General features: G+C 65.6%; 25 protein-coding genes and 2 tRNA genes. 5 read left to right on the forward strand and 22 right to left on the reverse strand.

Annotated elements, in window-relative coordinates:
* Position 1: 1 nt before the first annotated feature.
* From ACYQ26_RS14830 to ACYQ26_RS14885, 12 genes are all read right to left on the reverse strand, one after another.
* Positions 2 to 328, reverse strand: coding sequence for a hypothetical protein (locus ACYQ26_RS14830; protein WP_459809672.1), 327 nt, complete (start codon positions 326 to 328; stop codon positions 2 to 4).
* Complete coding sequence (locus ACYQ26_RS14835; protein ID WP_459809673.1) at positions 325 to 600, reverse strand: hypothetical protein; 276 nt, start codon at positions 598 to 600, stop codon at positions 325 to 327. Before ACYQ26_RS14835 ends, ACYQ26_RS14830 begins: the two co-directional genes overlap by 4 nt.
* A gap of 3 nt (positions 601 to 603) precedes the next feature.
* A complete protein-coding gene (locus ACYQ26_RS14840; RefSeq protein WP_459809674.1) occupies positions 604 to 930 on the reverse strand; it encodes a hypothetical protein in 327 nt (108 codons plus the stop codon).
* 255 nt (positions 931 to 1,185) lie between these two features.
* Positions 1,186 to 1,368 carry a hypothetical protein gene (locus ACYQ26_RS14845; protein WP_459809675.1) on the reverse strand — a complete coding sequence of 61 codons (183 nt, stop codon included), beginning with the start codon at positions 1,366 to 1,368 and terminating at the stop codon, positions 1,186 to 1,188.
* Positions 1,369 to 1,370: 2 nt separating this feature from the next.
* Complete coding sequence (locus ACYQ26_RS14850; RefSeq protein WP_459809676.1) at positions 1,371 to 1,904, reverse strand: hypothetical protein; 534 nt, start codon at positions 1,902 to 1,904, stop codon at positions 1,371 to 1,373.
* Positions 1,905 to 2,060: 156 nt separating this feature from the next.
* Positions 2,061 to 2,309, reverse strand: coding sequence for a MarR family transcriptional regulator (locus ACYQ26_RS14855; protein WP_459809677.1), 249 nt, complete (start codon positions 2,307 to 2,309; stop codon positions 2,061 to 2,063).
* The gene (locus ACYQ26_RS14860; protein WP_459809678.1) at positions 2,302 to 2,559 is read right to left on the reverse strand and encodes a hypothetical protein; all 258 of its coding nucleotides are present in this window, start codon (positions 2,557 to 2,559) and stop codon (positions 2,302 to 2,304) included. Before ACYQ26_RS14860 ends, ACYQ26_RS14855 begins: the two co-directional genes overlap by 8 nt.
* A gap of 334 nt (positions 2,560 to 2,893) precedes the next feature.
* A complete protein-coding gene (locus ACYQ26_RS14865) occupies positions 2,894 to 3,280 on the reverse strand; it encodes a hypothetical protein (RefSeq protein WP_459809679.1) in 387 nt (128 codons plus the stop codon).
* 2 nt (positions 3,281 to 3,282) lie between these two features.
* Positions 3,283 to 5,376 carry a minichromosome maintenance protein MCM gene (locus ACYQ26_RS14870; protein ID WP_459809680.1) on the reverse strand — a complete coding sequence of 698 codons (2,094 nt, stop codon included), beginning with the start codon at positions 5,374 to 5,376 and terminating at the stop codon, positions 3,283 to 3,285.
* Between the two features lie 188 nt (positions 5,377 to 5,564).
* Positions 5,565 to 6,071, reverse strand: coding sequence for a hypothetical protein (locus ACYQ26_RS14875; protein WP_459809681.1), 507 nt, complete (start codon positions 6,069 to 6,071; stop codon positions 5,565 to 5,567).
* Positions 6,064 to 6,213 (reverse strand): hypothetical protein, encoded by a 150-nt coding sequence (locus ACYQ26_RS14880; RefSeq protein WP_459809682.1) that lies wholly within the window; start codon positions 6,211 to 6,213, stop codon positions 6,064 to 6,066. Before ACYQ26_RS14880 ends, ACYQ26_RS14875 begins: the two co-directional genes overlap by 8 nt.
* 156 nt (positions 6,214 to 6,369) lie before the next feature.
* A tRNA-Met gene (locus ACYQ26_RS14885) sits at positions 6,370 to 6,521 on the reverse strand.
* 103 nt (positions 6,522 to 6,624) lie between these two features.
* Here ACYQ26_RS14885 and ACYQ26_RS14890 point away from each other — a divergent pair.
* Entirely contained in the window at positions 6,625 to 7,884 is a 1,260-nt protein-coding gene (locus ACYQ26_RS14890; protein WP_459809683.1) for a DUF7115 domain-containing protein, read from the forward strand.
* Between the two features lie 98 nt (positions 7,885 to 7,982).
* Here the strand turns inward: ACYQ26_RS14890 and ACYQ26_RS14895 are convergent, their stop codons facing one another.
* The gene (locus ACYQ26_RS14895) at positions 7,983 to 8,465 is read right to left on the reverse strand and encodes a DUF5830 family protein (protein WP_459809684.1); all 483 of its coding nucleotides are present in this window, start codon (positions 8,463 to 8,465) and stop codon (positions 7,983 to 7,985) included.
* 100 nt (positions 8,466 to 8,565) lie between these two features.
* Here ACYQ26_RS14895 and ACYQ26_RS14900 point away from each other — a divergent pair, with 100 nt between their 5' ends.
* Positions 8,566 to 9,312, forward strand: a complete 747-nt coding sequence (locus tag ACYQ26_RS14900; RefSeq protein ID WP_459809685.1) for a TVP38/TMEM64 family protein — start codon at positions 8,566 to 8,568, stop codon at positions 9,310 to 9,312.
* Positions 9,313 to 9,381: 69 nt separating this feature from the next.
* Here ACYQ26_RS14900 and ACYQ26_RS14905 read toward each other — a convergent pair whose 3' ends face one another.
* From ACYQ26_RS14905 to ACYQ26_RS14920, 4 genes are all read right to left on the reverse strand, one after another.
* Positions 9,382 to 9,990 carry a DUF8057 family protein gene (locus tag ACYQ26_RS14905; protein WP_459809686.1) on the reverse strand — a complete coding sequence of 203 codons (609 nt, stop codon included), beginning with the start codon at positions 9,988 to 9,990 and terminating at the stop codon, positions 9,382 to 9,384.
* A 2-nt stretch (positions 9,991 to 9,992) separates the two neighbouring features.
* A complete protein-coding gene (locus ACYQ26_RS14910; RefSeq protein ID WP_459809687.1) occupies positions 9,993 to 10,706 on the reverse strand; it encodes an RAD55 family ATPase in 714 nt (237 codons plus the stop codon).
* A 182-nt stretch (positions 10,707 to 10,888) separates the two neighbouring features.
* Positions 10,889 to 11,038: an HVO_2523 family zinc finger protein gene (locus ACYQ26_RS14915; protein WP_459809688.1), complete on the reverse strand. Its 150-nt coding sequence runs from the start codon at positions 11,036 to 11,038 to the stop codon at positions 10,889 to 10,891.
* 109 nt (positions 11,039 to 11,147) lie between these two features.
* Positions 11,148 to 14,264, reverse strand: a complete 3,117-nt coding sequence (locus ACYQ26_RS14920) for an adenosylcobalamin-dependent ribonucleoside-diphosphate reductase (protein WP_459809689.1) — start codon at positions 14,262 to 14,264, stop codon at positions 11,148 to 11,150.
* Positions 14,265 to 14,763: 499 nt separating this feature from the next.
* Between ACYQ26_RS14920 and ACYQ26_RS14925 the strand changes: the two genes are divergently transcribed.
* Entirely contained in the window at positions 14,764 to 14,946 is a 183-nt protein-coding gene (locus tag ACYQ26_RS14925; protein ID WP_459809690.1) for a DUF8029 family protein, read from the forward strand.
* Between the two features lie 108 nt (positions 14,947 to 15,054).
* Here the strand turns inward: ACYQ26_RS14925 and trpG are convergent, their stop codons facing one another.
* From trpG to trpD, 4 genes are read right to left on the reverse strand one after another with little or no spacing between them, the layout of a single operon-like run.
* Positions 15,055 to 15,714, reverse strand: coding sequence for an anthranilate synthase component II (trpG, locus tag ACYQ26_RS14930; protein WP_459809691.1), 660 nt, complete (start codon positions 15,712 to 15,714; stop codon positions 15,055 to 15,057).
* The gene (gene trpE, locus ACYQ26_RS14935; RefSeq protein ID WP_459809692.1) at positions 15,711 to 17,390 is read right to left on the reverse strand and encodes an anthranilate synthase component I; all 1,680 of its coding nucleotides are present in this window, start codon (positions 17,388 to 17,390) and stop codon (positions 15,711 to 15,713) included. The genes trpG and trpE overlap by 4 nt, the downstream gene beginning before the upstream one ends.
* Positions 17,391 to 17,396: 6 nt before the next feature.
* On the reverse strand, positions 17,397 to 18,089 hold the full coding sequence (locus ACYQ26_RS14940; protein ID WP_459809693.1) for a phosphoribosylanthranilate isomerase: 693 nt from the start codon (positions 18,087 to 18,089) through the stop codon (positions 17,397 to 17,399).
* A 4-nt stretch (positions 18,090 to 18,093) separates the two neighbouring features.
* Entirely contained in the window at positions 18,094 to 19,128 is a 1,035-nt protein-coding gene (gene trpD, locus ACYQ26_RS14945) for an anthranilate phosphoribosyltransferase (protein WP_459809694.1), read from the reverse strand.
* Between the two features lie 188 nt (positions 19,129 to 19,316).
* Here trpD and ACYQ26_RS14950 point away from each other — a divergent pair.
* Together ACYQ26_RS14950 and ACYQ26_RS14955 are read left to right on the forward strand one after the other, a co-directional pair.
* A tRNA-Val gene (locus ACYQ26_RS14950) sits at positions 19,317 to 19,391 on the forward strand.
* A gap of 318 nt (positions 19,392 to 19,709) precedes the next feature.
* On the forward strand, positions 19,710 to 20,618 hold the full coding sequence (locus tag ACYQ26_RS14955; RefSeq protein ID WP_459809695.1) for an AEC family transporter: 909 nt from the start codon (positions 19,710 to 19,712) through the stop codon (positions 20,616 to 20,618).
* An 83-nt stretch (positions 20,619 to 20,701) separates the two neighbouring features.
* On the opposite strand, the gene ACYQ26_RS14960 is transcribed toward ACYQ26_RS14955, so the two are convergent.
* Positions 20,702 to 21,649 carry a hypothetical protein gene (locus tag ACYQ26_RS14960; RefSeq protein ID WP_459809696.1) on the reverse strand — a complete coding sequence of 316 codons (948 nt, stop codon included), beginning with the start codon at positions 21,647 to 21,649 and terminating at the stop codon, positions 20,702 to 20,704.
* Between the last annotated feature and the right edge of the window lie 73 nt (positions 21,650 to 21,722).

Genomic DNA, 21,722 nt, shown 5'->3' on the forward strand with positions numbered 1-21,722 from the left:
GTTACTCTTCGGGATCGTTCGTCGTCTCGTCGAACGACTCGAGGTCGAGTTCGGCGAGCGCCTGCTTGGCGGCGAGCCACTCGCCGATCTCGATCCCGTTGAGGATGGCGAGTGCGCCCACCGCTGCCGAGCCGATGAGCGTTGGGTCGCCGCCGGCGCTGATCGCATACCACGCGATCCCGGTGACGAGGATGTTGGTGGTGATCGCCCGGACGACCTTGAGGTGCTGCAGCATCCGGAGGTCACCCCCGGTCCGATCGATCGCTTTGTAGGCCTCGACGAGGCTGTCGTAACAGTACCAGGGGCGGGTAGGTTGTCTCGTACTCATGACTCATCGTTCCCTCCAGATTTGGACTCGCCGTCGGACTGCAATTCGTCGACAGCTTGGACGCCCTCGCCCATCGCGTCGTCCCAGAGGTAGTAGCCCGCACCGACGGCGATCGCGACGGCGCCGAGCAGGATCAGCGAGTCCGGCTGGCGGCCAGCCCATGTCATCGCCAGCCACGTTCCGAAGAACGCGAGTAAGATGGCGCCGGCGATGGCGGTCTTAGCGAGCGTTTTGTAGTCTATACTGCTGCTGGAGTCTGTGGTTCGTGTCATGTGTCAGGAAATGAGTCCGTGAACGTAGGCCTCGAACAGCCAGTCCAGCGGTGTTGGGACGCCAAGGGCGTGCGAGGCCCAGTCGTCCCACATCGCGTAGACGCCGAACGCGGCGACCCAGAAGGCCGGTCGCGTGGCGTAGTGTCGAAACCGGATCAGGCCCGCCGTCGCAATCAGCGTCCCGACGACAGTACCCACTGCCCCGGCAGCCGCGTAGAACTGCCAGAGCATGATGAACGAAAAGAGGCCTACAGAGAGCCCGAGCGAAATGATCAGCGGTTCTCGGTCGGTGAAGCGGTCCCACGCGTACGTGACAGTCCAGAGTGTCAACAGTGCACCCCAGGTGAGGTGGTGTGGGAGCAGCGTGTTGCCGTCTGGAATGGATTCGACTGGGAACATGTATGAAAACAGGTGCGCCGGGTCGCATCTGCGAGGCTCGTGCCAAATCCCGGCGCAGGTCGGGACGGCCCGTTGGACGTCTTTTGGTCAGTCGCGGGATGGTACCCGCCCCGAAACAGTACAACGGAAACGCGGTGTCCCCTTCGGCCCGCCGGGGTAGGGGCGACGTCGGGCCACATCGGGGAGCTACCGCGGGTGGACGTTGGTGCGTCCGGTCGTGATCGTCGTGCCGTCGGCGTCGACGACGATCTCCGAGTGCGGGTTGTTCCAGGTCGGTTGCCAGCGGACGTCCTGGACGACGGCCTCGAGGCGTCGGCCGGCAAACTCGAGTTCAACGTCGTCGCCCTCGTTGATCGAGAAGACGGTCATGGTCAGCTGCGGGCGTTGCGGATCGCGACGGTCGTTGCGGCCTCGAAGACCTCGGTGTCGTACCCCGTGAACTGCGGCTGGGACTTGAGATGACCAACCAGGTGTTTCAGTACGTCGACGTCGACCGACTCGCCAACCTCGAGGAGGCGCTCGGAGAGGGTTTCGGCTCTCGAGAGCGCTTCTCGCCGGCTCATCGACTCCGAATCAGCACGGCCGGCGATCGAGCCGCAGTCGCTGCAGACCGTCCGTGTCGGGTACCGAGCCTTCGTTGTGATCTCGACTTGCCGCGAACCAACGCAGATCCCCTCCGGCCCGATCTCACCATCGGCGGTTTCGTAGAGTCGGACAGGGGCAGCCCGCGTCGCCTTCGGCTCGACGTCGTGGCCCAGCGTGCCGCTACAGACCCGGACGTGGTCGTGCTTGATACGACAGAAGCACGAAGAGCAGATCTCCGGGTTCGTGAAGATCCGCTTCTCGAAGACCTCGTCGGGGTCGTCGCGGTTCTGGACCTCGAAGGTGGGTGCTGTGGTGGACATGAGTACTGGGCAGGACAGACCGTCGGCTGTTGGCCAACCCCCGACGTCGTCGTTGCCTCGATCGGGGATCGAAGTAGAACAGCCGTTACCTCAGTACACTTGACTGTTAGGCAATAAGAACGGAGATAGTTACGATAATCGTGACTTCTCAGATCGCTATTGTTCGTCTGACGCGTTGGCGATCGTGTAGACGTCCTGGCGGGCGTCGCGCGTGTACGGCGTCGATTCGACGATCCCCTCATCCTCGAGCCGTGTGAGCGCCCAGCGGACGGTACGGGCCGGGAGTGTAATCTCCTCGCATAGTTCTTGCTGGGTGACGGGTCCGATGTCCTCGAGCACCCAGAGCACGAACTTCGCACTCGGCGGGAGGTCCTCGAGGTCGTGGTCGTGCTGTTGTTCAGGCATCGAGTCCGTCACCACCCTTCTCGCCGAGTTCGACGAGCCGTTGGTACATTGAGTGATCGCCACCGTCGTTGTTCAGCCCGATCTCGCCGCTGCAGTAATCGCACTCCTCAAAGCCCCACTCTTCTGCTTCGTCGCGGTCCCACTCGCGAACGGATTCGGGCATCCGCGAGCACTCTGGATCCGTGTGGTAGGCGCGGCGATCGCGGTTGTGGGCGTTCGTCGCGACGTAGACGCTGTCATCACTCGGCATCGCTCGCATCACCCCCTTCTGTTCGTGTGGAGTTCTCAGACTGTGAGACCAGCGTTCCGCAGAAGGGGCAGTACTGACCGGCCGCCGTGAACGACTTCGAGCACTCGTGGCAGATCTGGGAATAGCTCATCGCGAATCACTGTCCTCGTGATCAGTATCCGGCTGCTGTTTGCGGAACCGTTCCCCGCAGTCGGTACACTCTCCGTAACGACCGACTCGGAGGATTCGGCCGTCACAGAACGGGCAGCGTAGTTCTTCGCGGTCTTCGTCCCAGAGTTCGTAGTTCTCCGGTGGTACTGCCGATCGCTCCGTACCGTCGCTAGAGTTGTCGGAGTTAGTCATCGGTCTCACCCCGCAGGTACTGGATGCGCTGATTTGCGATTCCGATCACATCCCGTCGCGGATTCTCTGCCCGCGAGCGGTTCGTTTCGATCTTCTCGAGCAGTACTTCCGCGTCGTCGATGCCGATGCGTTTTCGACCCTCACGGTCCTCGGCTTCGAAGAGATCGCCGTTCCGACGAGCGGCCGTGAGCGCTCGATGGATCTCCTCGAGGCCGTAGCCGGCGCGCTGGAGCGTGCCGATCACCGACGGCTTCGACGCCAGTGGTGGCTGCATATGGCCCGAGTTGAAGTCGGTGGCTCGGATCGCGCGCTCGTAGACCTCCTTGGTACGCTTCCGGCGCTCTGATTCCGTCAGATCGCGTTGCTTTTGCACCGCCATGGTTACGCCCTCCCGAGGTAGCGGATATGGTCGGTCTGTGGCTCGATCGCGACGCCGTCATCGAGCATCTTGTCCATGTCCGAATGGAGCCGATCCGCACTGTAATCGCGCTCACGCTCGTCCTGGATGTACTCGATCACCCGGTCACGCGGGACACCGTTGCTGTACTCGTCCTCGAGTTCGTTGATCGCCTTGGCGAGCACCTTCCGGCGGTCCTTCTGGCTCTTCGACTGGCCAGTCTCGACGATATCGGCGTCGTACTCGCCGTCCTCGTTCTTCCCGACGTCCTGCATCGATCGACCGGCCATCTCAGTCGCGACCTGTGCGTGGCGTTCCTTGATCGTATCCGAGAGTTCGAACTTCGCAGCCGTCTCTGCGATCCGGACCAGTCCCTCGAGGTCGCGTAAGGTGACCGGGACCGGTGAGTTCTCGCTGACCTCGTACAGCCGGCGGATCTCGAGGTAGCTCTCGCGGAGTTGCTCTTTGACCTCCTGGCTCTCGAACGGCGGAACCGGCTGCTGCTTCGCGAGGGCGATCCATTTCCGGAAGATCTCGGGGTCGACGATCGGCTTGAGCGCATCGTCTTCGTCCTCGAGGTCGTCCGTGTCACGTTTCGCGGCATCGCGAGCATCGAGAACGTGATCGGCCAGCTGGCGATCGTCGTCCTCGTCGGGGACGTCCTGGACAGTGAAGATCAGATCGAACCGCGACAGCAGGTCCGACCGGAAGTCGAACTGTTCGGGGATCGGTTCGTACGGATCGAACCGCCCATGCTTGGGGTTCCCCGCAGCAATCACCGAGGCCCGTGTCTCGAACGTGGCCTGCTCGCCGGCGATCGAGGCGTTGATCTTCTGCTTCGACATCGGCTCGAGCATATACGACCGGACCTCGGAGTCCATGTCGTCGAGCTCGTCGATACAGACTGTGCCGCCGTTCGCTTTCACGAACGCGCCGGCCTCTAACGACCAGTCGCCGTCGCCGAAATCGTCCTGTTCGGCGGAGACTGTCAGTCCGGGCCCGGTCGCTCGGCGACTCGTCACTCCGACGGTACGCCAGCCGACGTCTTCCGCACGGTCGATGAGCTTTGACTTGCCGGTACCTGGATCCCCGATCAGGAAGACGTTCAGCGTTGATCGGTCCGTGTCGCCGTCTTCGTACTGGATCTGGCCGCCGGAGACCATCGCGAGGACCAGTGCTTTCTTCTCGAGGTCGTAGCCGTAGATCTTCGTCGAGAGTGACTGGGCGGCGACATCGAGGGGATCACCTTCGGCGCCGTTAGCGAGTTCGCGGATCCGCTTTCGTTCCTCGCTCGTGACATCGAGATCTTGCTGATCGGTCTGCTCGATCTCGATATGATGGCCCTCGAGGTAGGGATCGAACTTCGGCTGCTTCTTCGAGTTCTTCGTCTCCTGGTCGAAGTGGATGATCCCCGAGACGACGACGCGGTCACTGACGGTGACGTCGCCGGCGATATCGTCTTCGACGAACGCGTCGATCTTCTGCCCGGCGCCGTCGGCGAGCTCCGGCGGCACCTTGATCCGGAGTTTCTGTGCGTCGACGAACTCCGACTGGTCGAAGTTCACTTTGAACGGCCCCTGTCGTTCGCACCCCTGGCACTCGTGGGGTTCCTGGAAGTCGCCGTCGGACTGCGGGACGCGAGTGAGAGTGCCACAGAGCTTGCATTCGAACGCGGCTTCCTCGATCTTCGGGTAGACGTCGGAGGTCTTCGTGATCTCGCCACGGATCGAGCGGTAGTCTCCGAGGTGCTTCGAGGGCGAGAAATTGCCCGGATAGAACGTGAACTCCTCGGGGAGACCACCTACGCGTACGTGGGCGTGGAGATCGACGTCGATCGCGAGGTCGAACATCCGCAGTGCCTCTTCGAAGTACCGGCGCATCTGTTCCGGTTGCGCGAGGTAGTCGTCTGCGATGTCGGGATCGTAGTTGTAGATGTCTCCCCAGTCGACCTCGAGGGAGCGCTGTTCGTTCGGGTACTTCTGGGCCAGCTGGCCGATCTCCTCTTTGTAGTAGCGACGGTAGAACTCCGTCGCGAGACGATCGGTGAGCGTTCCGCCTTCGGATTGAGCTTGTGACATTGGATCGGTCGCGGGTTTTCTGCCGAGAATAATTCCGAATCGGACGTTCCGAACGACGAACGACGGCGTCGGACGGCGTCGGATTCGGCGTACTCTCGGCTAACGGACACTTATTTACACAACACTACTTGTACAGAGTTCCACTCTACTTTACGGAGGTGGAATCCCGCGCTGATGGAAACCCATCCTCAGTTCACCCCCTCCGAGGTCGTTTTATTCTCGGGAGAAAACGCCACTCCCTGTTTGGCTCGTTCTGCGTCGACGGCGAGTTTCATCGGCCGCTCCGACTCAAGGAACTTGAAGCCAGGAACGTCCTGAACCTCGTCCCCATCTTCGTCGACGCCGGCGGCGAGCCGCATCAGCTTGTAGCAGTGATCTGAGCCAGGCTCGCCGTCGAACACACTCCACATGACGTCGTTGTAGTCCAGCGTCGCCTTCCCGTGGCCGTTCACTGCTCGTTGGAAGGCGTGCTCGCGGACCTTCCCAATCTTCTCGTTGAGCGACAGCGACTCGTACGGCCGTTCGTCATCGATCTCGGAGAGACGGAGCTCCAGCGCGGTGAGGTCCTCGGCGAGATCGTCGTATTCGTCCTGGAGGTGGCCAACCTCTTCCTCGAGGTCGTTCACCTTCGACAGCGCACGCTGGGCGACCTGGAGGGCATCCTCTGGGCGGACGTTCGGTCCGTCCTCAGACAAAGCGGATCACCTCGTAGTCCCCGGCGTGGCCGGAACAGACCGTTCGCTCGCCGTGTTCTGGGTGATCGATAACGTACTCGGCCTCGTCGGTACAGCCGAGCGCCCCGCAGAACGGGCCGAACCCGTCGGTCGCGGAGCTCACGCGGCAACACCTCCGGTAGTCGCGGGATCACTCGATAAACCGGCTATTGATGTATGATCTCGGACAGATGGACTCGAGGCTTCAGCCGTGTTCGAGTCGGATGTAGAGTGCCCACTACGGGGTGTTCTTACGTGGGCATGTAAAGAATTTGAGTAGTGCCCGGGGAGGGCTCCGAACCCTCGATCTCCGCATGTCCCAGGTTCGAGGCTCGGCGGTCCTCGTGGGGGACACGGAGGCTTCCAAGGCGTACCGCACCGAATCTCTGAACCCTATGAGTGCGGCGCTATGTCCAGCTAAGCCACCCGGGCTCGTTTTCGGGTAGTGGCGTCGTTCTCTTTAACCTTCTCATTCGAATTCGGCGTGCAACGCGGACCCACGGATTTATCACAGGGCCATACGAACTACCGCGACATGAGCGTTCCCGGTATCGTCCAATCTACTCTCGGCGACGAGGACATCGCGGCGCGAGTCTCTCTCGGCAGCGAAGACGAACTCTTCGTCACCTCCTCGAGCACACTCGTCTACCGGTCCGACGGACTCCTGCGCGACGAATCGGTCGACGAGTTCTCCCACGAAGCCGACCGGCTCACCCTCTCGGAAGGACGGCGCAAGACCAAGTTTACCCTCGAGTATCCCCTGGAGGGGACACGGGAATTTACGGTACCCTCGGGCAAGACCGACGCGGTGCTCCACCCGGTTCTCGCGGGCGTCCTGAACGGCAACGACATCACGGAACCCGGCGAGACCGTCGCCAAGACCTACCGCTTCAGCGAACTGACGCTGATCGTCACGAGCGAACGGCTGGTCAAACACATCGGCGGCGCCGTCTGGGACGAGGACTACGAGGAGTACCACTACGAGGACGTGACGAACCTGTCCTTCGAGGACGGCAGCGTCGCGACCCAGATCGTCCTTGAGGTCGACGGCCGCCCGCAGCGGATCAAGGCGCCCAACGACGAGGCCAACGACCTCCGCGAGCGGCTCCAGCGAGCGCTGTTCGACTACCACGACGTCGGCTCGCTCGAGGAACTCAACGAGGCGATCGGCGTGGAGGAGGCCGACGACCGCGACGAGAGCGGGGGGACGATGGAGTTCGGCTCCGGCGTGGATCCGCTCGACGCCGACCCACCGGAACTCGACGATCAGGAGGGCGCTCGCGCGGCGAGCGGCGAGGCGGGCACGGACGGCGCAGCGGCCGACGCCGCTGCGGGCGCGAGCGCAGCGGAATCGAACGCGAACGCGCGTGCGGACGCGGGCGTGACCGCGTCGGGAGTTCCGGACTCGACCGACGCCCGAGCGGACCGACGGGGACGGGACGACGCTGGCGCCGCGTCAGCCTCTGAGACCACCGCCTCGTCCGAAACAGTCGACGACGCCGACGATCCGTTCGTCGAGGCGACGGAGTCGATCCCCGACGACGAAGCGTCCGACGCGACCGCCGCGCAACGTCGCCGGAGCCAGTCCGCCGACGCCAGGGACGCCGCCGACGCCGCCACCGCCACGGAGTCCTGGGCGTCCGACGACTCGGCCTCGACCACGACGGATCCCGATCCCGCCGTCCTCGAGCGCCTCGAGGCGCTCGAGGCGGCCGTCGAGCGGCAAAACGACGTCATCGAGCAGCAACAGCGGACGATCGAGCAGTTGATCGAGGAGTTACGGCAGGGTCGCTAGCCGGTTCGAACGACCGCCGACACGGTCTCGCGCCGCGGTTCGACTCGTATTTTGGTTCGATTTCGCACTCTGGACGAATCGACCGTCGGATTGCCGGGTCACTCGCGCCCCGTCACCTTTCGGATGCACGAGGAGCCGAACGGCCCCAGTTCGCCCGCCTCGAGATCGATGAAGTAGCCGGTCGAGAGCCCGGATCCGCAGCGCCGACAGGTGAACTCGCCCTCCTTGGTGATCACGTCCCGGTCGAAGTTGACGTACTGACGGCTCTTGGGGCGGACGATGCCGTCCTCGCGCTCGATGATGCCTCGTAGCTCGGCCTCGTCGAGGATCGTCCGGGTCACCGTCGGATCGGCCGTGATCGCCTCGATCCGATCGACGACGTCGGCCAGCGAGAGCGACTCGTGCTCGAGGCGCTCGAGGAGCGCGAGGCCGAGTTCGACGCGGTCGTCGCGATCGTCGCGGTCATCGTCATTCGCGCCCGTACGTGGGGGTTCAGCTGCGGTCGCGTCCGCCCCGTCCGCGGTCGCGTCTCCGTTCGCGTCCCCCTCCGCGAGGTCGTCGCGGTCGCCGTCGCGATCCATCGGTGAGAGGTGTCGCGCCGCGCCGAATAAACGTTGCGTCGTCCGGCGGCTCCGGACGGAAGACACAAAGAATTCAACACTCGCGTGAAAACTCGGGGCGATGTCGACGCTGCGCGGTTCATCTCCCCCGTTTCGCGCTCGAGCGGTCCTCGGGCTGCTCGCGGCCACTGCGATCGTCACCGCGGGCGTGCTCGTCTCCCCGTCGAAGGCGCTCGCGCTCGTCGAGTCGTTGGCGGCCGACCCGTTCCTGTTCGGGCTCGTCGTCGCCGTCATCTACCTCGCGCGGCCGCTGCTGGCCTGGCCGACCACGCCGCTGTCGGTCGTCGTCGGCTACGGCTACGGGGTCGCCCTCGGCGTGCCGATCGCGCTCGCGGGGATCCTCGTGACCGTGCTCCCGGTCTTTCTGGTCGTGCGACTGCTCTCGAGCGCGGACGACGAAGCGACGGCGGCGGCCGCCGATGTCGGCGCACTCGAGCGGGCGCTCCGCCGGACCGACGCCGCCGTCGATCGGTACTACGACGCGACGGGGCCGACCCGCGGCGTGATCGCCTCGCGGCTGGCGCCGATCCCCTCGGACGCGGCCACCTGCGCCGCGGCGACGAGCGACGTCCGCCTCCACCAGTTCCTCGTCGGGACGGCGATCGGCGAACTCCCTTGGACGGTCGCCGCGGTCGTCGTCGGCGCCTCGGCCGCGACGGTCACGACCGCCGGCCTCGGCGACCTCGGACTCCGACTTTCGATCGGGTGCGGGGCCGCGGCCCTGCTCCTGCTCGCGGGGCCGCTCTACCGGGCCGTCCGGACTCGAGTCGGCTCGTCCGATGCGAGGTCCGGGCGAGCGAACGGCTAATCGGCTCGTTCTCATTTCTGTCCGGCCGCTGCCGTAGAATTAATGACGGTACGTCGAGTCCGTCCCTGACTATGATCCCGTCTGGGAATCGGATCCGGCGTCGGTCGTCCCATCGTCGTCGGCGTCGCCACTATCCCCGTTGCCGTCCTCACCCTCGCCACTGGAGGAGTCGTTCGAGCGTCGGCCGCCGAACGGGGACCGCGTTCGATCGCTCGCCGCGTACCGCTCGCGGTCCTTCGCGTTTTCCTTCTCGAGGAAGCTCGGCCGTCGAACGCGGTCGGTACTGTCCGACGGGAGCGTATCGATGCGAATTCCCTGCAGGGACTGCGGGAGACCGGTCTTATCGTCGAGGTCCAGTTCTTCGTCGTCGCTCGACTCGGCCGAGCCGGCCGGGTCCGCCCAGAGATCCAGTTCGTTTTTCTCCGTGACGAGTCGTTTCCAGATTTCCTGCGGGCTTCCGTCTCCCTCGAGCTGGCGGACGTGCTGGCGCCCCTTCTGGTAGGCGAGTTCGGCGAAACTCCGATCGTAGTTCGTGTCGGTCGCTCCGCTGATGCGCTCGAGTTCGCCGGGGTGGTCCTCGCCGAGCGCTTCGGCGACGCCGAGCGCGAACGCGCGCCAGAGGACCTCGTTGCGGTCCTCGAGGGTCTCCCAGTCCGTCCCGAAGGTACGTTCGTACATGGTCAGGACTGGATCTTCTCGTCCGGATCGACGCGCAGGCCGCGCTCGGTGAACTCGAGGGGTCGGATGTCGCAGTCGATCTCGGTGCCGCGCATCTTGATGATCTGGACGCCGCGGGTCATCCCGCCCGACTCGAGGTAGTTGTGCATGAAGACGACGCCGTGGGCGAGGTAATGGCCGTCCGAGTAGGAGGTCGGGTCGGTCATCTCCGAGATCAGCAGGACGGTCGCGTCGGCGCGCTTGAGCTTCGTCAGGAACGTGACGAGTTCGCCGACCTCGTCGGAGAAGTAGTACTCGAGCAGCATCGTCGAGTCGATGACGACCCGATCGATCCCCTTCGACTCGATGAACGAGACGAGTTTGTTCGAGAGGTTCTCGACGCTACCCGGCCCCTCGCCGCTGCCGCGACCCGACGAGGAGGCGAAGAATCGCTTCGTCTCGCTCTCGAAGACGTCCATGAACTTCATCTGCCCGGAGCTCACTGCCTTGTCGAAGCCGAACTCGAAGTTCGTCATGTCGCTGACGAGCTCCTGTTCGGACTCGTGCATGCTCACGTACAGCGCGGTTTCACCCTCGAAGACGCCCTTCGTGAGAAACTGCGAGCAGAACGTCGTCTTGCCGCTCCCGGGCGGTCCGCTGACGATGTACAGGCGGTCCCGCAACAGGCCGCCGTCCACCAACTCGTCGAAGCCGGGAACGCCCGTGGAGAGTCGCATCGTCGAAGACAGGGTTCGTGTCGAATAAATAGATTCTGGCAGGTTACCGGCCCGTATTAAGCGCTCCGGCCGTCGACGCACTTGATCGGCCGACCGGCGGCGTGTCGGTTTATCGACACCACGACACCACAGTACCGAGACACTGCGACGCCGCGACACCCCGACACACGCGTTACTGAACCCTACCAGAACGTGTCTGCGCAGTCGTAGATAACGCCGTGTTGCGGGCAGACGTACTTGCAGTGGCGCTTGTACATCGGCTGGTCGCAGTGGGGACACGGCCTGCCACCGACCTCGTCGCCGCTGTTGGCTCCCGCGCTTCCGTCCGTCATACCCTCGAGTTGGACGGCCGGGAGGTAAGTGCTTCGCGTCCGAGAAAAGTGGGGCTGCAAAAGAGAAAAGAAATCGGACCGCTATCGACGGTGCCGAGCGTCGGTTACCTCAGCACTCGCTCCAGCCGCAGGACTCGCAGGTCTTGCAGCCTTCGGAGTAGTACAGCGACAGCGAGCCGCAGTCGGGACACTCGGGCGACTCGCCGGCGTCGATGAGGTCCTGGGTCGCGTCGCTGTCCGCGTCAGCGCCGCTCTTGGCGGCCGCGCCGCCGTCGGTCGCGGGTCCGTCGTAGGTCGCTTCCGCGTCCGCATCGGTCGACTCCTCGAGCGTCGCCTGCGTCGGGTACGGCTTGTCGATCTCGTCCTCGAGGTAGCGTCGCATCGCGGTGCCGATGGCGTCCGGGATGGACTGGATCTGTTCGCCCTTGTCCCAGGCGACCTTCGGACTGCGGGTGCCACAGAGCTCGTCGACGATCTCCTCGGGGTCGACGCCGGAACGCAGCGAGGTCGAGATGACCTTCGCCAGCGCCTCGGTGAAGGAGTTCGTGAAGCCGCCGGAGTGGCCGATGTTGGCGAACAGTTCGAACGGCTGGCCGGTCTCGGGGTCCTCGTTGATCGTCACGTAGACCTTCCCGTAGCCGGTGTCGATGCGCTGGCTGACGCCCTGTAAGGCGTCGGGGCGCTCGCGCTTTTCGGTGAAGTCGACCTGAATCGGCTTCTCGTCGGCGTCGTCGGCGCCGACGTCCGACTCGAGGACGTCCTGCACGTCCTCGTTCTCGAGGAACTGCTCGAGCCCGCCGAAGACCTCCTCGATCTGCTCGACGAGCGCCTCCGCGGCTTCGGTCTCGTCGGCGAAGTCGGCGTTCTTCGCGCGCGTGGTCAGCACCTGCTTGCTGCGGGTGCCGTCGCGGTAGTAGGTGACGCCCTTGCCGCCGTGCTCGTAGATGTACTCGAAGACCTCCTTGGCGTCCTCGAGCGTGGAGTCGTTGGGCGCGTTGACGGTCTTCGAGATGGCGGAGTCGACGCCCTCCTGACAGGCGACCTGCACGCCGGCGTGCTCCTTCGCGGAGAGGTCGCCGGTCGTGACGAACAGCTCGCCGATGGCGTCGGGCACCGTCGAGAGCCCCTCGACGCCGTTGAACTGGTTGGTCGCCATCTGCTCCTGGGCCTCCTCCTTGACGGCCTCGACGTCGATGTCGTTGGCCTCGAGCGTCCGGAGGAAGTAGTCGTCGAACTCGACGAGCATCTCGTCGCCCTGGACGTCGTCGGAGACGTTCTTGTAGTAGGCGACGTTGTAGATCGGTTCGCAGCCGCCGGTGGTGTTGCCGACCATGCTCGTGGTGCCCGTGGGGGCGATGGTCGTCGTGTTGTGGTTCCGGATGGCGAACCCGTCCTCCCACTCGTCGGCGTCGAGGCCGGTCTGCTTCTCGAACCACTCGCGGTACTCGGTCGGGTTCGCGTACTTGGACTTGTCCCACTCGTCGAAGCTGCCCCGCTCCTCGGCCAGTTCGTGGGAGGTCCACTTCGAGGTGTGGTTGATGTGGGTCATCAGCTGGCGCGCGACCTCGTTGGAGGCCTCGCTGCCGTACTCCATGCCAAGCTGGATGTACAGCTGCGCCAGGCCCATGATGCCCAGGCCGATCTTGCGCATCTCTCGGACCTTCTCCTCGATCTTCTCGACCGGGAAGTCCGACATCGTGACGACGTTTTCGAGGAACCGCGTGCCCATCTCGATGCGCCGGTCGAACTCCTCGAAGTCGACGGCCTCCTCGAGGAAGGCGTCGACGGCGGCCTCGAGGTCGTCGTACTCATCGCCGTGCTCGTCGTACCAGACGCGCCAGTCAGGGGCGTCCAGGTCGGCGAGCGTCGAGAGGTTGATGTGCCCGAGGTTACAGGCCTCGTACTCTTCGAGGGGCTGCTCGCCGCAGGGATTGGTCGCGAGGATGCGGTGGTCGGGGTGTTTCTCGACGTCGAAGGAGTGTTGCTTGTTGACGCGCTCGAGGTAGATGACGCCGGGTTCGCCGTTCTCGTGGGCGCCCTCGACGATGTCGTCCCAGAGCTCCTCGGCCGGGATCGACAGCTCCTCGCCGACCTCGACGTACTCGCCGAGGCCGAACATCTCGTAGAGCTCCTTGGTCTCCTCGGTGGCGACGTGGGGCTCGCCCGTGCGCGGGTTGGTGAAGGTGAACTCCTCGCCGTTCTGCAGGGCCTCCATGAAGTCGTCGGTGATGCCGACGGAGATGTTGAAGTTAGAGAGGTGGCCCTCGACGGCGTTGCGGAGGTGCTTCGGCACGCGGCCCTCGTCGTCGATGAGTTCGCGGGCCTCCTCGAGGGCTTCCTGGAAGGAGGTGTGCGTGTAGTCGTCGGGGTCGTTCAGGCGCAGCGTCTCGGCCAGCGAGACGTCCTTGTTCTTGGCGTGGATGAACTGGATGACGTCCGGATGGGAGACGCGCATGACGCCCATCTGCGCGCCGCGTCGGGCGCCGCCCTGGGCGATCGTCTCGCACATCTGGTCGTACGTGCGCATGAACGTGATCGGGCCGCTGGCGATGCCGCCGGTCGAGCCGACCGCGTCGCCGTAGGGGCGCAGGCGCCAGAAGGCATAGCCCATGCCGCCGCCGCTCTGGAAGACCTGCGCGGCCTCCTTGGCGGTCTGGTGGATGTCGTCGATGTCGTCCTCGGGGGAGTCGACGAAACACGCCGAGAGCTGCTGGAGCTCGTCGCCGGCGTTCATCAGGGTCGGCGAGTTCGGCATGAAATCCAGGTTCTCCATCATGCCCTGGAACTCGTCGGCGACCGACTCGACGTGGTCGCGGATCTCGTCGGGGAGTTCGGGGACGACGGTGTCGTAGGCGAACTTGTTGACGTTGTAGATAGACAGCGCCGTCTCGTCGTCGTCCTCTGCAGTCGTCCCGGCGCCGAAGACCTCCTCGGCGAGTTCGTCCCGGCGCGGGTGGTCGGGCTTGAGCTGGTCGGGCGTGACCGTGATCTCGATATCGCGCTTGCGCGCCTCGAAGACGGCCTCCGCGAGCGCGATGTTCTTCCCGACGCGCTCGAAGAGGTCCTCCTGCTCCTCGATCAGGTCGCCGTCCGCGTTCTTGCGGAGGTAGCGAGCGGGGAGAATGTTGTGGTAGGCGTTGTCAGTCAGACGGTCCTCGAGGGTATCGCCCTCGGTGCGCTTGATCGGCAGGGTTAGTTCTTCCGCGGTGAGCTCGTGCTCGCTCATGCGCGGGTCACCTCGCCGCTGTCCCGTCGCCGCGCGTCGATTCTGGCGTAAATCCGAGTCCTGGCTCTCATCGTTCGTAACGAAGGTTCGATATCAGTGAATGCCTATAAACCTGATGATCCTGACTACTTTACTTGTATTAATACAATTTTCGTTGTACAGATGTATCTGTACGGTATAGCCTGATTGCCTGCGACCGGTAGAACGGTCGCACTCACTCCTGCTAGACCCTACGATCCAATCCACCTTAACGATTGTCAGAGCGATCTGAAACCAAAACCGAATTGACAGGTACGACTCCCCGGTGAACGTCGCAGAAGCTCGGACGATTCGGCCGCTGAAACGCCTTCCGGTGGCCAGATATGGCCCTCGTTCGGCTCCGTCGGCACTTTCCTCGTTCCCGGAACTCGAGTCGCGACCGGTCGTCCCGTTCGTTCACGTTCGAGTGTCTGTCACGATATCCAGAAAGATTACGTCCCTGCAGTGCGGGGTCTCGCGTATGCCCGAACCATTCACTGGGTCGACCGTCCTCCTCGTCCTCGCAGCGCTCGCCGCCTTCGCGGTCGCCGTCATCGCGATCCGCATCGCGATCAAACTCGCCGTCCGCGTCGGCATCATCGCCGCTGTCGTCCTCGCGGCGCTGTACGCGACCGGATCGCTCGGCGTCATTCCCGGCGTCTAAACGCCCGCAGATCTTCGCTTAGAACAGTCGTCTCGGGTTCAATCGGTTGCTCTCGTTTCTACGGTCGTCGGTTCTCGAGCGCGGCGTCGAAATCGACCCGAGCAGCGGTTAGCACTGTGCGAGGAAGTTCTCGATCACGTCGTGGCCGACCGCCGTCAGGACGCTCTCCGGGTGGAACTGGACCGCCTCGAGCGGGTACTCGCGGTGGCGCACGCCCATCACGAGCGTCTCGCTCCCGTGGTCGGCCGTCGCGGTCACCTCGAAGCAGTCGGGTACCTCGGTCGCGATCAGCGAGTGGTAGCGGCCGGCCCGAAAGCCCTGCTCTAAGCCCTCGAAGACGCCCGCGCCGTCGTGGTCGACGGACGACGCCTTCCCGTGGATCGGCTCGGGGGCGCGACCGATCGTGCCGCCGTACTCGTGGACGGCGGCCTCGAGGCCCAGACAGACGCCCAGCGTCGGAACCTCGGGACTGATCTCCCGCAGCACGTCCATCGTGACGCCCACGTCGCGGTCGTTCTTCGGGTGGCCCGGACCGGGGCTGACGATGATCGCATCCGGGTCGACCGCGCGGATCTCCTCGAGCGAGGCGGTGTTTTTCAGCACCTCGGTCTCGGTGCCGGCCTGCTGGCTGACGTACTCGACGAGGTTGTACGTGAACGAATCGTAGTTGTCGATAAAGAGGACGCGGGTCGCGTCCCCGTCGGTCGCCGATCCGTCGCCGCTTGAGTCGTCCGCGTTCGCGTCGTCTCGTTCCTGCGTCGCGTTCATCGGCTCACCTCCGTCGTTTCGCGGCGCCCGTCCGGCCCGGCGTCGGTCTCATCGGCCGGCAGTTCGATCTCCTCGAGGGCCGCGAGGACGCCGCCCATCTTCTTCTCGGTTTCCTCGTACTCGGATTCGGGGTCGCTGTCGGCGACGAGTCCGGCGCCGGCCTGGACGGTGATCCGGTCCCGCTCCCCTTCGTCCTCTACCGTTGCCGTTCGAATGACGATCGCGAAATCCGCGTCGCCCGTCCAGGAGTAGTAGCCGACGCCGCCGCCGTAGAGCCCGCGGGGCTGGGCCTCGAGGGCGTCGATGATCTCCATCGCCCGAATCTTGGGCGCGCCCGAGAGCGTCCCGGCGGGGAAGGACGCTCGAGTCGCGTCGAATGCGTCGGAATCTGCCGCGAGGCGGCCCGTCACCGTCGACTCGATGTGCTGGACGTGGCTGTACTTGAGGACGTTCATGAACTCGTCGACGCGGACCGAGCCCGCCTCCGACACGCGTCGCACGTCGTTGCGCGCCAGGTCGACCAGCATCGTATGCTCGGCTCGTTCCTTCTCGTCGGCCAGCATCTCCCCCGCGAGGCGTCGGTCCTCGACGGGGCTCGAGCCCCGGTCGCAGGTGCCGGCGATCGGGTTCGACATGACCTCGCGCCCGCGCACGGAGATCAGCGTCTCCGGGCTCGCGCCGACGACGGTCAGGTCGTCGTGCTCGAGCAGGTACATGTACGGCGAGGGGTTGACCTCGCGCATCGCCTCGTAGAAGCCGAGCGGATCGACGTCGCCGTAGAGTTCGCGCTTGCGCGAGATGACGCCCTGATAGATGTCGCCGTCGAGGACGTGCTCTTTCGCCTTGCGGACGCTCTCCTCGTAATCGGCCTTGGGACCCGCGGTCTCGTCGCGCTTGACGAACCCGCCGGTTTCGGGTCGCTCCGCGTCGCGCAGCGTGTCTGCCACCGCGGCGGCTTCAGCCTGGAGCGCGTCGTAGACCGCGTCCGGGTCGTCGTCGGCCTCGAGGATCGGCGTGAAGACCAGCGAGACGGTGCCGTCGCGCTCGTCGAACGCGAGGGTCTTCGTCGTCAGGACGAACTGTCCGTCGGGGAACCGCGACTCGGGTCGCTCGAGGCCGACCTCCTCGAGCCAGAGGTCGTAGACGGCGTCGTAGGCCAGGAAGCCGACCAGGCCGCCCTCCAGGTGCTGGCGGTCGTGGTCGGGGAAGTTCGCCAGTTCGACGTCGGGCATGGCGGCCCGGAGCGCGTCGACCGTGTCGCCGTCGGCGTCGGTGTCGACGCCGGTGAGCGAGGCGTCGTCGGTCAGCGTTTCGACGCTGGCCTCGCCGGACTCGACCGTCACGACGGCCTCGGGGTCGTAGCCGACGTAGGAGTATCGCGCGTGGCGGTCTGCTTCGGCTGAACTCGGCCGGAACGCGCCGTCGGGATCGCTTGAGGCCGTCTTCTCGGCGCTCTCGAGCAGGAACGCGTAGGGCGATCGGTCGCGGTCGCTGCCCGCCGAGCGGCCGGTCAGCGCGGCGTAGGCCGCCAGCGGCGTTGTCTCGACTGCGAGGGTCGCGACGGTGCGGACGACCGTCGGCCCCTCGCTGCGCGTCGCGTGCTCGCGGAAGGCCTCGCGCTCGAGGTCGAAGGTCGGTACGTCGGTCGCGTCGGCGTCGGTAGCTGCGTCGCTCATGGGGGTTCAGGGCTCCGGGTGTAGTTCCGATTCTGAGTCCGGGTTCGATTCCGCCGACTGCGTCGCGTTCTTGGCCCGGCGGACGAACGATCGGACGGCCGCGGAGTCCTTGACGCCGCCCTCAGCCTCGACGCCGCTGGCCACGTCGACGGCGAACGGCTCGACCGTCCGCACCGCGTCGGCGACGTTCTCGGGCGTGAGTCCGCCCGCGAGGATCAGCGGCGACTCGAGGTCGGTAGCGGCCGCTTTCGTTTGTTCCCAGTCGTGAGTTTCGCCGGTGCCGCCGCCGCCCGACTCGTCGACCGTGTCGACGAGCAGCCCGTCGACGACGTCGTCGTAGCGCTCGGCGGCCGCGACCTCATCGGAATCGATCGCCAGGAGGACGTCGGCGTCGGTCTCCGACCGCAGGCGCTCGAGCAGCTTCCGGTCCGCGTCGCCGTGAAGCTGGACGGCGTCGGGACCGACGTCCTCGACCAGTCCGACGGCGCGGTCGGGATCCGAGGCCATCGTCACCAGCACCGCCGTCGCGAACGGCGGCGCGCTCGAGACGAGTGCTCGAGCGCGCTCGACCGACACCTCGCGGGGCGTGTCGACCGGCACGTCGCAGATGACGCCGACGGCGTCGGCGCCGGCGTCGACGGCCGTCTCGAGGTCGGCCTCGTTCGTGAGGCCGCACACTTTCACGCGCGTCGCGGGCATCGATTCAGACCTCCGGTTCCGCTTCCGGCTCCGGCGTCGCCTCGGCGCCGCTGCAGAGGTCCTCGAGCTTCGCCGCCGCGTCGCCGGACTCGATCGCCTCGAGCGCAGCGTCGGCGCCGGCCTCGAGCGAGTCGGCCTCACCGGCGACGTAGATCGCCGCACCGGCGTTCGCGAGGATCACGTCCCGTTTCGCGCCCGCGACGTCGCCCTCGACGATCCCGCGCATGTCGGCGGCGTTCTCCTCGGGGGAGCCGCCCGAGATGTCCGCGATGTCGTGGGTCTCGAGCCCGAGGTCGGCAGGTTCGACGGTGTACTCCTCGACGGCTTCGCCGTCGACCTCCGCGACGCGGGTCTCGCCGTGGACGGCGATCTCGTCGGTGCCGGCGCCGTGGACGACCAGCGCGCGCTCGACGTCCATCCGGGAGAGGGCGTCCGCCAGAACGGGGACGAGGTCGGGATCGTAGACGCCGACGACCTGCGCGTCCGCGCCGGCGGGGTTCGTCAGCGGGCCGAGCACGTTGAAGATCGTCCGCATGCCCAGTTCCTTGCGCGGGCCGATGACGGCCTTCATCGCCGGGTGGAACACCGGCGCGAGCATGAAGCCGATCCCGTCGTCCTCGATGGCCGCCTCGACGGCCGGCGGTTCGGCCTCGACATCGACGCCGACCTCCTCGAGCACGTCCGCGCTGCCGGACGAGGAGGAGACCGAGTAGTTGCCGTGCTTGGCGACCGGCACGCCAGCGCCGGCAGCGACGATCGCGCTGGTCGTCGAGACGTTGATCGTGTCGTAGTCGTCCCCGCCCGTGCCGCAGGTGTCGACCAGCGGCTCGCGGTCCGGCGAGATCGTCCGCGCGGCCTCGCGCATCCCCTGCGCGAAGCCCGCGATCTCGGCCTCCGTCTCGCCTTTCGCGCGCAGCGCCGCCAGCAGCGCGCCGATCTGGGCCTCCGTCGCGTCCTCGAAAACGGCCGTTGAGGCCGCTCGAGCGTCTGCCTGTGTCAGATCCTCGCCCTCGGTCACGCGTTCGACGTACTCCTTCATAGTGGAAACCAATGTACGTAGTTGTCTTACAATGCTCAAATGAGTACATCACCTTAAGCGTGTCGGAGGGGACGGTGCGTGGGGCCGACTCGCGTACGGCGACCGATTCGAAACCTTCAATTATGGTGGCCAGCAACCAATGAGTGCAGACGACGTGGCGACGCGCCACGGTGCAAGCGAAACCAGGCGGGTTGGTGGTCTAGTCTGGTTATGACACCTCCTTGACATGGAGGAGGCCGGCAGTTCAAATCTGCCCCAACCCATTTTTCGAGCGACATTATATGAGGAGAGCGGCAAGCACGTCGCTCCAAAAATTGGTACGGGTAGTTTGAACCAGACGAGGCACGCAGCGTAGCGAGCACGTCTCGGCGTGGTTCAACTCTGCCCCAACCCACTACCTCCCCGCGAACGACTTCTCGAGCGCCGGTGTCGACGTTTCGACTTCGAAGTGTGTTCTCGAGTCCCCCTCGCTCGAGGCGGTGATTCCGTCTCGCGTTCACCGTCGAAGCCGATACTGTGATGGGATCACATGGCTCTCCGCGACCGAACAGTAGAAAAAGCCGAGTCGACTGGACCGGTGTATGGAGGTCGTAAGCCGGTTGTTGGCGCTGCTCGTGTTGTTGCTGCTCGGGACCGGCCTGCGAACGACCGGCGTCCTGAACGCGACGCGGACGGCTCGACTGAACGCCGCCGCCTACTACGTGGCGCTGCCGGCGCTGATCTTCGTCTCGACGTACGACCGCGATATCGGCGAACTGCTGTCGCCGACGCTACTCGCCGGACTGCTGTTCGTCCTCTTTGCGACGGCCGGGATCGCCTGGCTCGTCCACCGGAATCGGTCGTCGACGCCGCGTCGCAGCGTCGCGATCGTCCAGTCCTACCACTCGAACCTCGGCTACCTCGGCCTGCCGCTGGTGGCCGCGACGTTCGACGACGACGTGACGGCGATCGCCAGCGTCGTCCTCGGCGTCGTCACGCTGACGCAGCTGCCGCTGACGATCGTCGTCCTCTCGACGCTCAACGGCGCGGGGGCCGCGATCGGCGACGAAATTCGCGGCCTCGCGACCAATCCCGTCCTGGCGGCGTTGATCGCCGGGCTCGTGACCGGCTCCGTCGGCGTCTCGATCCCCGGCACGGTCACGGCGGGGCTGGACGTTCTGGGGACGCTATCGCTGCCGCTGGCGCTGCTGTGCGTCGGCGCGTCGCTGCAGGTCGATCTGCCGTCGGTCGATCTCGGCGCGACGGGATCCGTGATCGGGCTCAAGATCGTCTGCATGCCCGCGCTCGCGTGGCTCGTCTTCTCGCTGCTCGACGTCGGCGCGACGACGTTCACCGCGACGGTCGTCATGCTGGGAACGCCGACGGCCGTCTCGACGTTCGTCTTCGCGACCGAACTCGGCGGCGACGAGGAGTTCGCGTCGCTGAACGTCTTCCTGACCACGCTGGTCTCGATCGCGACGCTGTTCGTGCTGATTACGCTCGTGAGCTAAGCGCCGCGGGTGCGGGACCGTGAGAGCGAGGACGCCAGCCCGAGCCAACGGAGACTGACAGGCCCGGAGCGCGAAGACGACGATTACGAGAAGAACCGCTTGATACGGTCGAGAACACCGCCCTGCTCGTCCTCGGAGTCGTCCGCTCCGCTCGAGCCGTCGCTTTCGTCGGCGTCCGTCTCGTCCCCGCCGTCGATCGAGCCGGCGAGCGGACCCGCGTCGGAACTCGTCGCGGATCCGGGTCCACCGATCGCCGCAGCGCCGGACTCGAGGTCGTCCATCGAGAGGTCGACGTCGTCGATCTCGGGCGTCGATTCGCGACCGTCGCCGGCTTCCGCGGCCCGGACGTCAGCGCCGGTGATCTCGCCGCGTTCGACGCGGGCGGCGAGGTCCGCCTCGGCTTCGGCCGCGATCTCGTCCGCCGCCGCCGGCTCGTCCTGTTCCGCCGCGTCCCCGCTCTCGAGTTCGGTCGGGTCGTCGTCGGCGTCGGCTGGCTCCGGATCCGAGTCCGTGTCCGATCGCCGATCTGCGGTCGAACTCGAGTCGCCGTCGTCCTCCGTCGACGGTTGCGATTCCGCGTCGGCTCCGTCGCCGGTGTTCGGCTCCGCGGGTGTCCCGTCCGTCTCGGATACGGTCTCGGCGGCTTCGGACGCGGTCTCCGTCTTCGGGCCCGGAATTTCGTCCTCGTCGAACTCGGTCGTGACCGACTCGAGCGGATCCGAGTCGGATTCGACGGTCGTGGTGGTTACGGTCGCGCCGCTCGCGTTCGAATCGGTGTCGGCGGAGCCGGTCTCCGATTCGCCGTCGGTGTCGGACGCCGACCCGGCGTCGGTATCGTCGAGCGACGCGAGAATGTCGTCGACGCTCTTGTCCGAGACGACGCGACGCGGACCGCCGCCGGGCTCGAGGCTGTCGGTCTCGTCGACGTGCCCCCGCTCGTCTCCGTCTCCGTCTCCGTCTTCGTCCTCGTCCCCACCGCCGTCGGGGTGCAGGTCGTCGGCCTCCGACGGGCGTGATCGCTCGTTGCTCATTGTGGGGGTCTGGCGGTGCCGAGACCATAATCTTTCTCCCGTCGTCGCGTGAAAACGAGTCGACGTGTCTCGC

Source organism: Halopiger thermotolerans (assembly GCF_054654555.1).

Excerpts from the sequence above, each read along its gene's own strand:
- ACYQ26_RS14910 (WP_459809687.1), bottom strand. The coding sequence starts at position 10,706 with ATGCGACTCTCCACGGGCGTTCCCGGCTTCGACGAGTTGGTGGACGGC.
- ACYQ26_RS14870 (WP_459809680.1), bottom strand. The coding sequence starts at position 5,376 with ATGTCACAAGCTCAATCCGAAGGCGGAACGCTCACCGATCGTCTCGCG.
- ACYQ26_RS14895 (WP_459809684.1), bottom strand. The coding sequence starts at position 8,465 with ATGGATCGCGACGGCGACCGCGACGACCTCGCGGAGGGGGACGCGAAC.
- ACYQ26_RS14925 (WP_459809690.1), top strand. The coding sequence starts at position 14,764 with ATGCCCGAACCATTCACTGGGTCGACCGTCCTCCTCGTCCTCGCAGCG.
- ACYQ26_RS14865 (WP_459809679.1), bottom strand. The coding sequence starts at position 3,280 with ATGGCGGTGCAAAAGCAACGCGATCTGACGGAATCAGAGCGCCGGAAG.
- ACYQ26_RS14890 (WP_459809683.1), top strand. The coding sequence starts at position 6,625 with ATGAGCGTTCCCGGTATCGTCCAATCTACTCTCGGCGACGAGGACATC.
- trpE (WP_459809692.1), bottom strand. The coding sequence starts at position 17,390 with ATGAGCGACGCAGCTACCGACGCCGACGCGACCGACGTACCGACCTTC.
- ACYQ26_RS14850 (WP_459809676.1), bottom strand. The coding sequence starts at position 1,904 with ATGTCCACCACAGCACCCACCTTCGAGGTCCAGAACCGCGACGACCCC.
- ACYQ26_RS14830 (WP_459809672.1), bottom strand. The coding sequence starts at position 328 with ATGAGTACGAGACAACCTACCCGCCCCTGGTACTGTTACGACAGCCTC.
- ACYQ26_RS14835 (WP_459809673.1), bottom strand. The coding sequence starts at position 600 with ATGACACGAACCACAGACTCCAGCAGCAGTATAGACTACAAAACGCTC.
- ACYQ26_RS14955 (WP_459809695.1), top strand. The coding sequence starts at position 19,710 with ATGGAGGTCGTAAGCCGGTTGTTGGCGCTGCTCGTGTTGTTGCTGCTC.
- trpG (WP_459809691.1), bottom strand. The coding sequence starts at position 15,714 with ATGAACGCGACGCAGGAACGAGACGACGCGAACGCGGACGACTCAAGC.
- trpD (WP_459809694.1), bottom strand. The coding sequence starts at position 19,128 with ATGAAGGAGTACGTCGAACGCGTGACCGAGGGCGAGGATCTGACACAG.
- ACYQ26_RS14900 (WP_459809685.1), top strand. The coding sequence starts at position 8,566 with ATGTCGACGCTGCGCGGTTCATCTCCCCCGTTTCGCGCTCGAGCGGTC.
- ACYQ26_RS14905 (WP_459809686.1), bottom strand. The coding sequence starts at position 9,990 with ATGTACGAACGTACCTTCGGGACGGACTGGGAGACCCTCGAGGACCGC.
- ACYQ26_RS14915 (WP_459809688.1), bottom strand. The coding sequence starts at position 11,038 with ATGACGGACGGAAGCGCGGGAGCCAACAGCGGCGACGAGGTCGGTGGC.
- ACYQ26_RS14855 (WP_459809677.1), bottom strand. The coding sequence starts at position 2,309 with ATGCCTGAACAACAGCACGACCACGACCTCGAGGACCTCCCGCCGAGT.
- ACYQ26_RS14960 (WP_459809696.1), bottom strand. The coding sequence starts at position 21,649 with ATGAGCAACGAGCGATCACGCCCGTCGGAGGCCGACGACCTGCACCCC.
- ACYQ26_RS14845 (WP_459809675.1), bottom strand. The coding sequence starts at position 1,368 with ATGACCGTCTTCTCGATCAACGAGGGCGACGACGTTGAACTCGAGTTT.
- ACYQ26_RS14920 (WP_459809689.1), bottom strand. The coding sequence starts at position 14,264 with ATGAGCGAGCACGAGCTCACCGCGGAAGAACTAACCCTGCCGATCAAG.
- ACYQ26_RS14940 (WP_459809693.1), bottom strand. The coding sequence starts at position 18,089 with ATGCCCGCGACGCGCGTGAAAGTGTGCGGCCTCACGAACGAGGCCGAC.
- ACYQ26_RS14860 (WP_459809678.1), bottom strand. The coding sequence starts at position 2,559 with ATGCCGAGTGATGACAGCGTCTACGTCGCGACGAACGCCCACAACCGC.